Below are 15,609 nucleotides of genomic sequence, written 5' to 3'. Positions count from 1 at the left end.
AATTTTATAGTTCTCCTTTTTCAAAATACAATTTACGGTATTGTGCTGGTGTAACAGAAAAATTCTTTTTAAAAGCCTTAGAAAAAGTCAGTGTATCGACATAACCAATCATTGCCGCAATATCTGTGACAGAAAATTCTGTATCCCTTAGCAATTGTGTGGATTTTTCGAGACGATAGGAAATCAGATATTCCTGAGGAGAAGTATTTAATCTTTTTTTAAACAGTGTATATAGCCAGGAACGAGTAATTCCAATATAATCTACAATATCTGCAACGCAGATATGATCGTAATTTTTCTTAATAAAACTTAATGCAAGATTGATATAATCTTCAGGAGAGTAAACAGAAGGCATGTTATCATCTGTGTTGATTTGACTTGTGGAGGACAAAATGGATAATATATGATATAAATAAGCGGTCCTTTTAATGTCATTTGAAAGAGTATGTTTTCTGTCCTGAAGCATTTTTAGGATTATGGTGTAAAATTCGGAAACAGGTGTTGTCAGAGCACATATTGGATGTTCTTTACTGAGAGGAGTTCCTTCCAGGTACAGAGCAGCTTTTTTCCCGGAAAAACCAATCCATGCATATTGATAAGGATTATCTGGGTCTGCATGATAGTAAGTTGTTACCTGTGCAGGGACAAGAAAAGCCTGGTTTGTGTTAAGTTCATATTCAGTATCTTCGATTTGAAGATATCCATGTCCACCAGAGATGAAATGGATTACGTATTCATTTCGCCATACAGGACCAAATGAATGGGTTGGAGAGCAATTCTCAAACCCACAATAAGTTAAATATAAATCTGTAGTTTGATGACCGACGGCATACAGACAGTCATAATTTTTACTGCTTGGTTTGCTTTCCTGAGATGCCATAAAATTTCCCTCCTAAGATAAAAGTATTTTAACACGGAGACCGGAAAAAGTCTATAAGGTCACAGCAGAGTTGGCAAAACAAAAAGAAAGGAAGTGTTAAAATATGCCAATCATATACAACGAAAAAACGAGAGAGTTTCATCTTTACAATCAGGAGATCAGCTACATCATCAAGATCCTTGACAACGACCAGCCGGGACAGCTATACTACGGGAAACGCCTGACACACAGAGAAGATTTCAGCCACCTTTTTGAATATGCGATGCGCGATATGTCGCCGTATGCTTTCGAGGGAAATTCCACATTCTCACTGGAAAATATCAAGCAGGAGTATCCGACTTTTGGCTGCGGAGATATGCGTTTCCCGGCATATGAGATCGAGCGGGAGAACGGAAGCCATGTAGTCGAGTTTGTATATAAAGAGCATAAAATTTACAATGGCAAACCAAAGCTTGAAGGACTTCCGGCGACTTATGTAGAAAGTGACGATGAGGCACAGACACTGGAGCTGGTTCTGGAGGATGCAAGTATTGGAACAAAGATTATCCTTCTGTATACGATTTATGAAGCATTTCCTGTCATCACAAGAAGTGTACGTTTTGAATGTGATTCTGACGAAAAGATCACACTTCTTTCTGCAATGAGCGCCTGTGTGGATCTGCCGGACAAGGATTATGAGATGATCGATCTTGCCGGTGTGTGGGCGAGAGAGCGCCATGTGAGAAGACATAAGCTGGATTACGGTATCCAGAGTATTTACAGTATGCGCGGATGCAGCAGCTACCAGTTCAATCCGTTCCTTGCACTTGCGCGTGAAAATGCAGACGAGTTCCAGGGGCAGGTCTACGGTTTCAGCCTGGTTTACAGCGGAAATTTCCTTGCACAGACAGAGGTAGACAATTATGATACCGCCCGTGTGCTGATGGGAATCCATCCAAATGGATTTAAGTGGACACTTGGAAAAGGCGAATCCTTCCAGACACCGGAGATGGTAATGGTATATTCGGAAGCCGGACTTAACGGAATGAGCCAGGCATTTCACAAGCTGTACCGAACCCGTCTGGCAAGAGGAACCTGGAGAGACAAGGTACGCCCGATCCTGATCAACAGCTGGGAAGCATTTTATTTTGATTTTGATGCGCCGAAGCTTCTGGGACTTGCGGATGCGGCAGCAGACCTTGGAATGGAGCTTTTTGTGCTGGATGACGGATGGTTTGGAAAGAGAAATGATGGAACTTCTTCGCTCGGCGACTGGTATCCGAATGAGGAAAAATTAAAAGGAACCTTAAAAGAACTGGCAGAAAAGATCAATGCCAAAGGTTTAAAATTCGGGCTCTGGATTGAACCGGAGATGACGAACAAGGACAGTGATCTGTACCGTGCACATCCGGACTGGCTTCTGGCTGAGCAGGGCAAGCGGATCTGTCACAGCCGGAATCAGTATGTTCTTGATTTTTCCAAAAGGGAAGTTCGGGAATATATCGGGGATATGTTGGAAAATCTTCTTGCAGAAGTGCCGGTATCTTACATCAAATGGGATTTGAACCGTACATTTTCAGAGGTATTTTCAAATGGAAATGACAGAGAGTATCAGGGAAAGGTCTGCCACAAATACGTTCTCGGCGTGTATGAGCTGTATGAGCGCCTGACCAGCCGGTTTCCACATGTATTGTTTGAATCCTGTGCAAGCGGTGGAGCAAGATTTGACCCGGGAATGCTTTATTTTGCGCCGCAGGGATGGACTTCGGATGATACCGATGCAATTGAACGTCTGAAGATCCAATATGGAACCTCGATGGTTTATCCGGTAAGCTGTATGGGAAGCCACGTATCAGCGTCACCGAATCATCAGACGAACCGTGTGACACCGATCGAGACAAGAGCGGATGTGGCTTACTTCGGAACGTTCGGATATGAGCTTGACCTTCTGAAGCTCAGTGAGGAAGAAAAGGCAGAGGTTCGCAGGCAGATTGCATTTATGAAGGAGAAGAGAGAACTGATCCAGAAGGGAATCTTCTACCGGCTGAAGAGCCCGTTTGAGGGAAACGTGACGGCGTGGATGATCGTGTCGGAGGATCAGAAGAAGGCGCTGGTCGGTTATTACCGTGTGATGCAGCCGGTGAACATCGGATTTGTGAGACTGAAGCTGAAAGGGCTGAAGGAAGACACCTGCTATAAGGTCAGCGGATATGATTATGACTGCTATGGCGATGAGCTGATGCAAGTCGGAATGATCCTGTCAGATTCTGCGTCCGGTGTGTGGAAGAAGGGTGTAAATGATAAGGGAGATTTCCAGGCGAAAGTGTTTGAGATTGTGGCTGTGTAAGCCAGAATATATGGAAAGGACGAAATGGGAGAACCGTTTCGTCCGCTTGCGTTTTCGGAAGAAAAATTATATGATGTTTCTAAAAGACTTAAAGAGGTATAAAATGGAACGACTATATGATAAATTAAAAGCATATTCCGAGAGTGATTTCTACGCATTTCATATGCCGGGACATAAGAGAAACAAATCACTTCTTGGAATTGAACTTCCATACGATCTGGATATCACAGAAATCGACGGTTTCGATGATCTGCATCATGCGGATGGAATCTTAAAAGAAGAGCAGGAGAGGGCAGCAAGAGTATTCGGGGCAGAGGAGAGCCATTTTCTGGTAAATGGCAGTACTGCCGGGATTTTAAGTGCGGTGATGGGATGTACGCGCCGGGGAGACAAGATCCTGGTGGCGCGCCATTGTCACAAATCCATTTACCATGCAATCTATATGAATGGTCTTGTGCCGCGGTATGTGTATCCGGAGTTTGATATTTCCATGCATATGAATGGGGAGATCAGTAAAGAGGACGTGGCGAAAGCACTTGAGGCAGAGCCGGACATCAAAGCGGTTGTGATCGTATCTCCAAACTATGACGGTGTGGTATCGGATGTGAAAGGAATTGCAGAAGTAGTACATTCGTATGGGATTCCGCTGATCGTAGATGAAGCACACGGACCGCATTTTGGATTTCATCCGGCATTTCCGGAGCGCGCAAATGATCTGGGAGCAGATGTAGTGATCAACAGTCTGCACAAGACATTGCCGTCTCTTACCCAGACAGCGATCCTGCATATCAATGGAAAATTTGCAAATCGTAGAAGAATTAAGAAATATCTGGATATGCTGCAGAGCAGTAGTCCGTCGTATATTTTCATGGCAAGTCTGGATGCCTGCGTGGATTTTCTGGATGGAAAATGTGGGGAAGCATTTGAACTTTATGTAGAGAGGCTGCAAAAGTTCAGAGAAGAGCTGGAACCATTACAGCATTTACAGATTCTCCGTACAGAACATTATGATATTTCCAAAGTTGTGATTTCCACGGCAAATGCAAATATTACAAGTCCGGAGCTTGCGGACCGGCTGCGAAAAGAATATCATCTGGAAATGGAAATGACCGGTGGAACCTATGTACTTGCGATGACGACCGTGGCAGATACGCAGGAAGGACTGGACAGGTTAAAAGCTGCGTTACTGGAAATAGACGGTCAGCTGGAAGCAAAAACAGCCGTTTCCGGAAGCACAGAGATTTCCGGAGAGCTTCCGAGACTGGAGCAGTATTTTACACCGCAGGAGGCAGCAGACCGGGAGGAAGACGGAGAAGCAGAAGAGATTCCGTGGAAGGAAAGCGAAGGACATATTTCTCTGGAATACGCTTATCTCTATCCACCGGGAAGCCCGGTTATCGTACCGGGAGAGCGGATCAGCCGGGAAGCAGTAGAACTTCTCTGTTATTATGAAACACAGAATCTCCAAATAGAAGGAATACAGACGGAAGGCAAGATAAAGGTGTGGAAACATGAGTAAAATCTATTATCTGATGGGAAAAAGTTCAACGGGGAAAGACACAATCTACAAAGAGCTGAGAAAAAGAATGCCACAGTTAAAAAACGTGACGATCTATACAACCCGTCCACAGCGTGAAGGAGAAAAAGAAGGCGAAGAATATTTCTTTACGGATGAAACTGAACTTGAAAAGTTCAAAACAGAAGACCGATTGATTGAGGAACGTGCTTACAATACAGTTTATGGTGTCTGGTACTATTTCACCGCTGATGACGGACAGTTCAATTTTGAACAGAAAAATCAGGATTATCTTATGATCGGAACACTTGAATCCTATGAAAAATTGAAAACCTATTTTGGAAACGAAAAAGTAGTTCCACTTTACATCGAAGTAGAAGACGGAGAGCGCTTAACCCGCGCCCTCGCCCGTGAGAAAACCCAGAAAGAACCCAAATACGCCGAAATGTGCCGCCGTTTTCTCGCCGATTCCAAAGATTTCTCCGAAGAAAACCTCGCCCACGCCGGAATCACCGAACGCTACGAAAACACAGATCTTGAAGACGTACTTGAGAAAATCTGTAAAAAGATACTTGAACAGTAGAGATTTCAACACCCAAGTGAGACAGGCTCCGCCTGTCCATATGAACTTCTTATTGAGAAATTCATGAAGTTTATTAAATAAGATTTTATAATGTAGTGGAGTCAATATCCAGAAAAAAAGAAATCCATCTTCGGTATCAGCGCCTTTGCACTATGGAACCGAGACTTAATCAATTGTGGAAGCCATTGCTGACACAATTGATGCTTTCAAAGGCTCGGTGGAATGCTTAGTGCAACGAAGCAGATACCGAAGATGGATTTCTTTTTTTCGTCATATTTCCACGCTACACATGACTCTAATTCAAGAAGTTCTCAATAATCACCCCTTCTGCTTCCTCTTCCGTCATTCCAAGAGTCCGCAGCTTGATCAACTGCTCATCATTGATCCTTCCGATCGCAGCTTCGTGGATAATAGCCGCATCCACATGCTTCGCATTGATCTCAGGAATTGAACTTACTTCTGCATGATCCATGATAATGGAATCACACTGAACATGTGCATGGCATCGGTTCTTTCCGACAGCCCTCGGATGGAAGACCTGTCTGGATTCGCCTTTTGCGACCGAACGGGATACGATCTGCGCAGAACTGCCTTCTCCGAGTAGTTCCACCATCATATTTGAAGTAGCTTCCTGTTTTCCATGTGTCATCAGTTTTTCAATGACATAAAGCTTGGAGCCGGCTTCCAGATGTACGTTATTTTCACGAACCGTAGAATCGACTCCTTTGATCTGAGCAGTATCCAGCGTAAATACAGAATTTTCACCAAGATAAACTTCGGTAACAGGATTGAGTACCCGGGTTCCGGTGCCTTCGCCCTCTCCGTAATGCTTTTCTACATAGCGTACATTTGCATTTTTTTCCACATGGAAAGTATGAATACCATCATGGCGGCTTTCGTTACATCCGCTGTTGTGGATACCACATCCGGCAACGATGGTTACATTTGCACCTTCTGTCACATAAAAATCATTGTAAACAACGTCCGTCATTCCGCTTGCGTCAACAACAACCGGAATATGAACTTCTTCGCCGTCTGTTTTCCCATCGATGAAAATGTCGATTCCCGGCTTGTCCTGTTTTTTCTTGATTTTAATATGCTCACTGTCACCGTGGCAGAGCGCGATCCCATTATGCCGTAAATTGAATGCACCGGACTGTGTAAAACCGGTATCATCGATCTGAGCTAATACTTTTTCTGTAATTTTATCCAATAAAGTCATTGTATCTTCCTCCCCCTGTTATCTACATTTCGGACAGCTGTAAGACTCTGCTGTCTTTCCTAATAATTGTGGAAGGATATCCGCTGTCTGTCCAATCGAAGCAATCTTTCCACCTTCGATTACCATGATCCGGTCAGCCATCTGGATGATTCTTTCCTGATGGGAAATAAGAATAAGACTCTGCTTTTTCTCTTTGTGCATTTTTTCAAACTGTTCGATCAGCATAGAAAAACTCCAGAGGTCAATTCCGGCTTCCGGTTCATCAAAGATACAGAGCTTGTGCGGTTTTGCAAGGACGGTTGCAATTTCCAGACGCTTCATCTCTCCGCCGGATAAGGTTCCGTCTACCTCTCGGTCAATATATTCGTTGGCACATAAGCCTACGGTACTTAGGAGCTGGCAACAGATATCTTTTGTCAGTTCTTTGCCTGCCGCAAGTGATAAAAGCTTGCTTACCGTCATTCCTTTGAAGCGCGGTGGCTGCTGGAATGCGTAACCGATTCCGGCTTCTGCCCTGTGGTTGATATCATAATCACTGATATCGGTTCCGTCTAAGATGATCTGTCCGGCACTTGCCTGGTCAATCCCCATCAGTACTTTTGCAAGTGTGGATTTGCCACCTCCGTTCGGACCGGTGATCACCAGCATTTCTCCGTCTTCTACGTTAAAACTGATATTTTCTACAATGCTGCGCTCTATTCCGTTTTCATTCACCTGGAATGTAAGATTTTTTACTTCCAGCATGAGTTCATCCCCTTTCTGTGTAAGAAACTTATATAAAGTTTGTCTGGTTAAAAAATTTATATTCATAAATTGTGTAGAAATGAAGCAATCCGATTACATCATTGGATACAGAAGCTTTATATATTTATGTCTATTATAAAACATATCGGAAAAGTTGTCATCTTTTATTCTCGAAAAGATAGTTTGTGTGCAGAAGATATGATATACTAAATAAGTTACCGCCCCTATACCATGGTAAGGAAAGGGGGTGTTACATATGGAGGTTTTATCATCGTTCTTTATTGCTGTCATGGCAGGTGTGGTTTGCCACCTCATTTGCAAATGGTTGGATAGCAAGAAATAGTGGTAACCAGCCTATGGTTTAATCCACCATACCAAAAAAGGAATAGAAAACCCCGGAGGTCTCGCACACCTCCGGGGTTTTTGTGTTACATATGGAATTAATACCATCATTCTTTGCCTACTCGCATTATAACATATGCCAAAACCGATTTCAACATACCTACAAAGCGAAATTCGCAGAATTTTCAGAAATATTTCAGAAAGACCACAGGAATTTGCTCTAGGTATCTGCATAAATTTATGTTATACTAATGGAATAGTAAGAAAGAAGAGGGTGATAATATGTCAGGATTTAAAGATGTCGTAGGACATAGCGAGATCATTCAGTATATACAGAACGCAGTTACAGAAGATAAAGTATCACACGCTTATATTCTGAACGGCGAGAAGGGATCTGGAAAGAAGATGCTTGCAGGTCTTTTTGCACAGACTCTGCAGTGCGAAAAGGGCGGAGCGGAACCGTGCTATGAGTGCCATTCGTGCAAGCAGGCAGTCAGCGGCAATCATCCGGATATTATCTGGGTAACGCATGAGAAGCCGAACAGCATCAGTGTAGATGATATCCGCGTCCAGATCAATGGGGATATTCAGGTGAAGCCTTATAATGGGAAATACAAGATCTACATTGTGCCGGATGCAGATATGATGACTGTACAGGCACAGAATGCTCTGCTGAAGACGATCGAAGAGCCACCTGCTTATGCGGTAATTCTGCTTCTTACAGAGAATGCGGACAGTCTGCTCCCAACGATCTGCTCAAGATGTGTTATGCTGAAGCTCCGCAACATTAAGGATCAGCTTGTGAAAAGGTATCTGATGGAGCAGCTTCAGGTTCCTGATTACAAGGCAGACGTGTGTACTGCATTTGCACAGGGCAATATTGGAAAAGCTGCTATGCTGGCAGGCTCTGAGCATTTTAATGAAATTAAAGATGAGGCAGTTCGTCTGCTGAAGAATATCGATACCATGGAACTCGGTGATCTGGTGGAAGCTGTGAAACGGATTTCCGCTTACAAGATTGAGATCACAGATTATCTGGACATCCTTATGATCTGGTATCGTGATGTGCTGATCTATAAAGCAACAATGAATATCGACAGACTGATTTTCGGTGAAGAGATCGACAGTATCAGGGAGCGTGCGAAAAAGAGCTCTTATGAAGGAATTGAGACAATTCTGGAAGCACTTGAGAAAGCAAAAGCGAGACTGCGCGCCAATGTCAACTTTGATCTTGTCATGGAACTTCTTCTGTTGACAATAAAGGAGAACTAGGGAATGACAAAAGTAATTGGAGTCCGCTTTCGGACTGCAGGAAAGATCTATTTTTTCTCACCGGGCAAATTTGAGGTGAAGCGTGGCGATCAGGTAATTGTAGAGACCGCGAGAGGAGTAGAATTCGGTAACGTTGTGATGGGACCGAAGGAAGTGAAGGATGAAGAAATCACCCAGCCTCTTAAGACAGTGATCCGCCTGGCGACAGAGGATGACCGCCGTGTAGAAGAAAAGAATCGCAAAAAAGAAAAAGAAGCATTTCAGATTTGTCTGGAAAAGATCCACAAGCATGGACTGGAGATGAAGCTGATCGATGCAGAATATACCTTTGACAACAATAAAGTGCTGTTTTACTTTACCGCAGACGGGAGAATTGATTTCCGTGAACTGGTAAAGGATCTGGCAGCGGTATTCCGTACCAGGATTGAACTTCGCCAGATCGGTGTAAGAGATGAGACGAAGATCCGCGGAGGAATCGGGATCTGTGGACGAGAGCTTTGCTGCCACACCTATCTGTCTGAGTTTGCACCGGTTTCGATCAAGATGGCAAAAGAACAGAATCTGTCCCTGAACCCGACTAAGATTTCAGGTGTATGTGGCAGACTGATGTGCTGTCTGACAAATGAGGAAGAGACATACGAGGAACTCAACAATAATCTTCCGTCTGTAGGTGAGTCGGTGACAACTCCGGAAGGACTGAAAGGTGAAGTACAGTCATTAAGCGTATTGCGTCAGCTTGTCAGGGTTATTGTAACTCTGGACAATGATGAGAAAGAAATCCGTGAATATCCGGCAGCTGACCTGAAGTTCAAACCGCGCCGCCGGAAAAAGGATGTGAAGCTTTCCAAACAGGAAATGAAAGAGCTTGCAGCTCTGGAGAAAGGTGAAGGAGCGTCAAAGTTAGATGACAAATAATCTTAAGCCGGGAGAACGGCTCGATGATTTACAGATAAAAGGCTATGAGATCATCCAGAGCCCGGGGCGGTTCTGCTTCGGAATGGATGCAGTGCTTTTAAGTGCCTTTGCCAAAGTAAAAGCGGGAGAATGCGTTCTTGATCTTGGAACAGGAACGGGAATTCTCCCGATTCTTTTGGCCGCAAAGACAAAAGGAAAGCATTTTACAGGGCTGGAGATCCAGGAAGAGAGCGCAGATATGGCGCGCCGGAGTGTCCGGCACAACCAGCTTGAGGAGCAGATCGACATTGTGACGGGAGATATCAAAGAAGCGTCACAGATATTTGGACATGGTTCCATGGATGTGATCACAACGAATCCGCCGTATATGATCGGTGGGCATGGGCTTGCCAATCCGGAGAGTGCCAAGGCGATCGCAAGGCATGAAGTTCTTTGTACATTGGATGATATTATCCGGGAAAGTGCGCGGACTTTAAAAGCCGGAGGCAGATTTTACATGGTACACAGACCGTTCCGGCTTGCCGAGATCCTGACGGTAATGTGCGAGGCGAAGCTGGAGCCGAAGCGGATGCGCTTGGTGTATCCATATGTGGATAAGGAGCCAAACATGGTTTTAATAGAGGGAATCCGTGGAGCCAAATCGCGGATGACCGTGGAGCCGCCGCTGATCGTTTATGAGAAAGATGGCAGTTATACACAGGAAATCCTGGAACATTACGGAATGACAGGGACTGGAAAGGAGTAACTATGGCAGGAACATTATATTTGTGCGCAACGCCGATCGGCAATCTGGAGGATATGACGTTCCGGGTGATCCGGACGCTGAAAGAGGTTGACCTGATCGCAGCGGAAGATACCAGGAACAGTATTAAACTGCTGAACCATTTTGAGATCAAAACACCGATGACCAGTTATCATGAATATAATAAGATAGACAAAGGACATGCTCTGGTGGAGAAACTTCTTGCAGGGACAAATATTGCACTGATCACCGATGCCGGCACACCGGGAATCTCAGATCCGGGTGAGGAACTGGTGAAAATGTGCTATGAAGCCGGAATTACGGTCACTTCCCTACCGGGAGCCGCTGCCTGCATTACGGCACTGACACTTTCCGGGCTTTCCACCAGAAGATTTGCATTTGAGGCATTTCTTCCAACTGACAAAAAGGAAAGGCAGGCAGTCCTGGGTGAGCTCGTAGATGAGACGAGAACGATGATCATTTATGAAGCACCGCACCGTCTGGTGAGAACCTTGAGAGAGCTTGGAGAAGTTCTTGGTGGGGACAGACATCTGACTGTGTGCCGGGAACTTACAAAAAAGCATGAAACTGCATTTCGCACCACATTTGCAGAGGCGGTTTCTTATTATGAGAGCAACGATCCGAAGGGTGAGTGCGTGCTTGTGATCGAAGGGAAGAGCCGGGAGAGCATTTTACAGGAAGAGCGCGCAAAATGGGAAGAAATGACGGTTCAGGAGCATATGGATTACTATATGAACCAGGGAATCGATAAGAAAGAAGCCATGAAAAAGGTGGCAAAGGACCGCGGAGTCGGAAAAAGGGATATTTATAAAGAACTGCTGTAAGGCTTTCGTCAATTTGTACACCTTCTTAAAAAATCTTTGTTCAACCCGGTCATAGACCGACGAAGTAAAAACAGATATACTTTATTTCAGAAACAAGAACAGCGACAGCGTATGTAAGAATCGCACAAAGATTTAGGAGGAAAAATAAATGGCAAGCTTATCATTAAAGCATATTAACAAAACATATCCGAACGGATTTGAAGCAGTTAAAGATTTCAACCTTGAAATTGAAGATAAAGAATTTATCATTTTTGTAGGACCATCCGGATGTGGTAAATCTACTACACTTCGTATGGTAGCAGGTCTGGAAGAGATCACAAGCGGTGAACTCAAGATTGGTGACAAAGTGGTAAATGATGTAGAACCAAAAGACAGAGATATCGCGATGGTATTCCAGAACTATGCTCTGTACCCACATATGACTGTATATGATAACATGGCATTCGGACTTAAATTAAGAAAAGTTCCGAAACCGGAGATTGATAAGATGGTTCGTGAAGCAGCTAAGATCCTTGACCTTGAACCACTGCTTGACCGTAAACCAAAAGCTCTTTCAGGTGGACAGAGACAGCGTGTTGCTATGGGACGTGCAATCGTTCGTAACCCGAAGGTATTCCTTATGGATGAACCGCTTTCCAACCTGGATGCTAAACTTCGTGGACAGATGCGTATCGAGATTTCCAAACTTCATCAGAGACTTGGTACAACAATCATCTACGTAACACATGACCAGACAGAAGCTATGACACTGGGAACCAGAATCGTAGTTATGAACGCAGGTGTTGTTCAGCAGGTAGATACACCACAGGTACTTTATGATACCCCATGCAACCTCTTCGTTGCAGGATTCATCGGATCACCACAGATGAACTTCCTTGATGCTGTATGCCAGAAGAAGGGTGACAAAGTTGTCCTCAAAGTTGGACCGGCTGATATTGAACTTCCACCGGCAAAAGCAAAGAAACTTATCGATGGAGGATATGAAGGAAAGACTGTTGTCCTTGGAATCCGTCCGGAAGATGTACATGATGAGCAGATGTTTATCACATCTTCACCGAATACAGTTATCCAGGCTAAGATCCGTGTATATGAAATGCTTGGTGCTGAAGTTTATCTCCACTTCGATTATGAAGGAGCTACCATGACAGCCCGTGTTGATCCTAGAACAACAGCAAGAACAGGGGATACTGTTACATTTGCATTCGATGCTGAAAAGATCCATGTATTCGACAAAGAGACAGAAAAGACAATCACAAACTAAGATGTGAAATTATTTACCGGAGTTTCCAAATGGAAGCTCCGGTTAAAAATTTTCTTGACAATAGGGCTGTTTGTGATATATAGTTACGTTAATAAAGGGGAGTAACCTACGCAAGGGAATCCGCGTTTGTGGTGTCGTCAGTACGGTGGAAGCATCCGGTGCCACAAGGAAATGGTGAGACTTTTATTGCATTATTTGTTGTGCAATAAGGGTTTCTTTTTTTATACATTTTTATCGGAAGAGAACTTCGTTGCATAAGAAATTCAGGAATGTGAATACTCAGAAACAGGAGGCAGAAAGGATGAAAGAAATTTATCAGTCATCGGTAAAAGAAGTGCTTGGACAGATGGGAAGCAGAGAAGAGGGACTTACGATAAAAGAAGTGGAAAAGTCCCGTGAAAAATGCGGATGGAATGAGCTTGCGGAGGGAAAGAAGAAAAGTGTGCTGCAGATTTTTCTGGAGCAGTACAAGGATTTCCTGGTGATTATCCTGATTGCATCAGCGATTATTTCAGGAATTTTAGGAGACGCAGAAAGTGCGGCGGTTATTTTGATCGTCATTACAATGAATGCAATTTTGGGAACCGTGCAGACGGTAAAAGCAGAGCAGTCGCTTCAGAGCCTGAAAAAGCTTTCAGGACCGGAGGCGAAGGTTCTCAGGAATGGTACGGTGACGCCGATTCCGGCAAGAGAACTGGTAGTTGGAGATGTGATCCTTCTGGAAGCCGGGGATTATGTTCCGGCAGACGGACGATTGATCGAGAACGCAAGTCTGAAAATTGATGAAAGTGCACTGACCGGGGAGAGTCTTGCGGTTGAGAAGAGCCTGGATGAAATTGAAGAGGAAGTGCCGCTTGGTGACCGGAACAATATGTTATTTTCCGGAAGCTTTGTAACTTACGGACGTGGAAGAGCCGTTGTGACAAGCGTAGGTATGCAGACAGAAGTCGGAAAGATTGCCGGACTTTTGAAATCAACCTCTGAAAAGCAGACTCCGCTTCAGGCGAATCTGGAAGAGTTCGGAAAGAAGCTCTCGGTTCTGATCCTGGTATTTTGCGGAATCTTATTTGGAATCAGTGTATTTCGTGGAGAAAATATCGGAAGCGCCTTTATGTTCGCAGTAGCACTTGCGGTTGCAGCAATCCCGGAGGCATTAAGTTCAATTGTAACAATCGTCCTTTCTTTCGGAACCCAGAAGATGGCCAAGGAGCATGCGATCATTCGAAAACTGCAGGCGGTAGAAGGACTTGGAAGTGTCTCTGTGATCTGTTCGGATAAGACCGGAACTCTCACGCAGAATAAGATGACTGTTGAAGATTATTATATAGAAGGCAGAAGAATCCGGGCAGATGAGATCGATGTAGCAGATCCGGCACAGAGATTTCTGCTTGATTGCAGTATTTTATGTAACGATTCTACCAATGAAAATGGAGTTGAGATCGGAGATCCGACAGAGACAGCGCTGATCAATCTGGGAAGCCGCTATGGAGTGGAAGCTGCGGAAGTAAGAGAAAGTTATCCAAGGGAAGATGAGATTCCGTTTGACAGTGACCGGAAAATGATGTCGACGCTTCACCGGATAGACGGCGAAAACCGGATGATCGTCAAAGGTGCGGTTGACCGTCTCCTAGATCTGACAGACCGGATCTGGACGGAAAATGGAATACGTAAGATCACAAAAGAAGATAAAGAAAAGATTCAGATTCAGAATCAGGAATTTTCAATGGAAGGTCTTCGGGTGCTGGCATTTACTTGCCGGGAGATTCCGGAAGAACATCTGCTGACCGCAGAGGATGAGGATCATCTGGTATTTCTCGGAATGATCGCAATGATGGATCCGCCGAGGGAAGAGTCGAAAGCAGCAGTAGAAGAATGTATCAAGGCAGGCATCCGTCCGGTGATGATCACGGGAGACCATAAGATCACGGCAGCAGCGATCGCAAAACGGATCGGCATTTTAAAGGATTTATCCGAAGCCTGTGAGGGCGCGGAGATTGAAAATATGAGTGATGAAGAGCTGCGGGAATTTGTCCCGAAGATTTCTGTCTATGCAAGGGTTTCGCCGGAACATAAGATCCGGATCGTCCGTGCATGGCAGGAACGCGGAAATATTGTATCGATGACCGGTGACGGAGTCAACGATGCACCGGCTCTTAAGCAGGCAGATATAGGTGTTGCGATGGGAGTGACCGGAACAGAAGTTGCTAAAGATGCAGCGGCGATGGTACTTACAGACGATAATTTTGCCACAATTGTAAAAGCAGTGGAAAACGGACGAAACTTATACCGGAATATCAAGTACGCGATCCAGTTCCTGTTATCGGGAAATTTTGGCGCAATTCTCGCTGTTTTATATGCATCGATCGCAGGGCTTCCGGTTCCGTTTGCACCGGTTCATCTGCTTTTTATCAACCTGCTGACTGATAGTCTCCCGGCAATTGCACTGGGAGTAGAACCGCATACCAGTGATGTGATGAACGAGAAACCAAGACCGGCGGATGAGTCGATCCTGACAAAGGATTTCCTCGCGAAGATCGGACTGGAAGGCCTGGTGATCGGAGCAATGACCATGGTCAGTTTTCTGACTGGATATCATCAGGATGGTGCACTTCTTGGAAGTACTTATGCATTTGGAACACTTTGCCTGGCGCGGCTTTTCCATGGATACAACTGTAAATCCGACCGGCCGGTGATTTTTACAAAGCGGTTTTTCAATAATAAATGGATGCAGGGTGCATTTGTACTTGGCGCAGTCCTGATCACGGCAGTACTTACAGTTCCGGGACTGCATCAGGTGTTCAAAGTTGAAACATTGAACTTTGAACAGCTTGGAACTGTCTACCTGTATGCATTTGCCTGTTTTCCGATCATACAGCTTCTGAAGTGGGTACGTGGAAAATTATCTGAGTAACAATATGGGAAAATGCTTACCGGCTGTAAGGGGATTAACCATAAATATGT

General features: G+C 44.6%; 12 protein-coding genes. 9 read left to right on the top strand and 3 right to left on the bottom strand.

Annotated features, from left to right (window positions below; genetic code table 11):
* Nucleotides 1–4: 4 nt before the first annotated feature.
* Nucleotides 5–880 (bottom strand): AraC family transcriptional regulator, encoded by an 876-nt coding sequence (locus tag ACYQ5K_RS09655; RefSeq protein ID WP_195231005.1) that lies wholly within the window; start codon nucleotides 878–880, stop codon nucleotides 5–7.
* 103 nt (nucleotides 881–983) lie between these two features.
* On the opposite strand from ACYQ5K_RS09655, the gene ACYQ5K_RS09650 reads away from it, so the two are divergent.
* From ACYQ5K_RS09650 to ACYQ5K_RS09640, 3 genes are all read left to right on the top strand, one after another.
* On the top strand, nucleotides 984–3,206 hold the full coding sequence (locus ACYQ5K_RS09650; protein WP_459777503.1) for an alpha-galactosidase: 2,223 nt from the start codon (nucleotides 984–986) through the stop codon (nucleotides 3,204–3,206).
* A gap of 103 nt (nucleotides 3,207–3,309) precedes the next feature.
* Entirely contained in the window at nucleotides 3,310–4,725 is a 1,416-nt protein-coding gene (locus ACYQ5K_RS09645; RefSeq protein WP_459777502.1) for an aminotransferase class I/II-fold pyridoxal phosphate-dependent enzyme, read from the top strand.
* On the top strand, nucleotides 4,718–5,305 hold the full coding sequence (locus tag ACYQ5K_RS09640; RefSeq protein ID WP_459777501.1) for a nucleoside/nucleotide kinase family protein: 588 nt from the start codon (nucleotides 4,718–4,720) through the stop codon (nucleotides 5,303–5,305). Before ACYQ5K_RS09645 ends, ACYQ5K_RS09640 begins: the two co-directional genes overlap by 8 nt.
* A 295-nt stretch (nucleotides 5,306–5,600) precedes the next feature.
* Here the strand turns inward: ACYQ5K_RS09640 and ACYQ5K_RS09635 are convergent, their stop codons facing one another.
* Complete coding sequence (locus ACYQ5K_RS09635; RefSeq protein WP_459777500.1) at nucleotides 5,601–6,527, bottom strand: SufB/SufD family protein; 927 nt, start codon at nucleotides 6,525–6,527, stop codon at nucleotides 5,601–5,603.
* Between the two features lie 18 nt (nucleotides 6,528–6,545).
* Complete coding sequence (locus ACYQ5K_RS09630; protein ID WP_459777499.1) at nucleotides 6,546–7,271, bottom strand: ATP-binding cassette domain-containing protein; 726 nt, start codon at nucleotides 7,269–7,271, stop codon at nucleotides 6,546–6,548.
* Nucleotides 7,272–7,895: 624 nt separating this feature from the next.
* On the opposite strand from ACYQ5K_RS09630, the gene holB reads away from it, so the two are divergent.
* From holB to ACYQ5K_RS09600, 6 genes are all read left to right on the top strand, one after another.
* Nucleotides 7,896–8,885, top strand: a complete 990-nt coding sequence (gene holB, locus ACYQ5K_RS09625) for a DNA polymerase III subunit delta' (RefSeq protein WP_055297374.1) — start codon at nucleotides 7,896–7,898, stop codon at nucleotides 8,883–8,885.
* Between the two features lie 3 nt (nucleotides 8,886–8,888).
* Nucleotides 8,889–9,800, top strand: a complete 912-nt coding sequence (locus tag ACYQ5K_RS09620) for a PSP1 domain-containing protein (protein ID WP_173688815.1) — start codon at nucleotides 8,889–8,891, stop codon at nucleotides 9,798–9,800.
* On the top strand, nucleotides 9,790–10,545 hold the full coding sequence (locus ACYQ5K_RS09615; protein WP_173688816.1) for a tRNA1(Val) (adenine(37)-N6)-methyltransferase: 756 nt from the start codon (nucleotides 9,790–9,792) through the stop codon (nucleotides 10,543–10,545). Before ACYQ5K_RS09620 ends, ACYQ5K_RS09615 begins: the two co-directional genes overlap by 11 nt.
* 2 nt (nucleotides 10,546–10,547) lie before the next feature.
* Complete coding sequence (gene rsmI / locus ACYQ5K_RS09610) at nucleotides 10,548–11,387, top strand: 16S rRNA (cytidine(1402)-2'-O)-methyltransferase (RefSeq protein WP_173688817.1); 840 nt, start codon at nucleotides 10,548–10,550, stop codon at nucleotides 11,385–11,387.
* Between the two features lie 148 nt (nucleotides 11,388–11,535).
* Complete coding sequence (locus tag ACYQ5K_RS09605; protein WP_117824646.1) at nucleotides 11,536–12,648, top strand: ABC transporter ATP-binding protein; 1,113 nt, start codon at nucleotides 11,536–11,538, stop codon at nucleotides 12,646–12,648.
* A gap of 301 nt (nucleotides 12,649–12,949) precedes the next feature.
* Nucleotides 12,950–15,559: a cation-translocating P-type ATPase gene (locus tag ACYQ5K_RS09600; RefSeq protein WP_173688818.1), complete on the top strand. Its 2,610-nt coding sequence runs from the start codon at nucleotides 12,950–12,952 to the stop codon at nucleotides 15,557–15,559.
* Nucleotides 15,560–15,609: the final 50 nt, after the last annotated feature.

It is taken from the genome of Allocoprococcus similis, from assembly GCF_054660775.1.
Note: the sequence above shows the minus strand (reverse complement) of the source record. Positions and strands in the feature narration are given on the sequence as shown.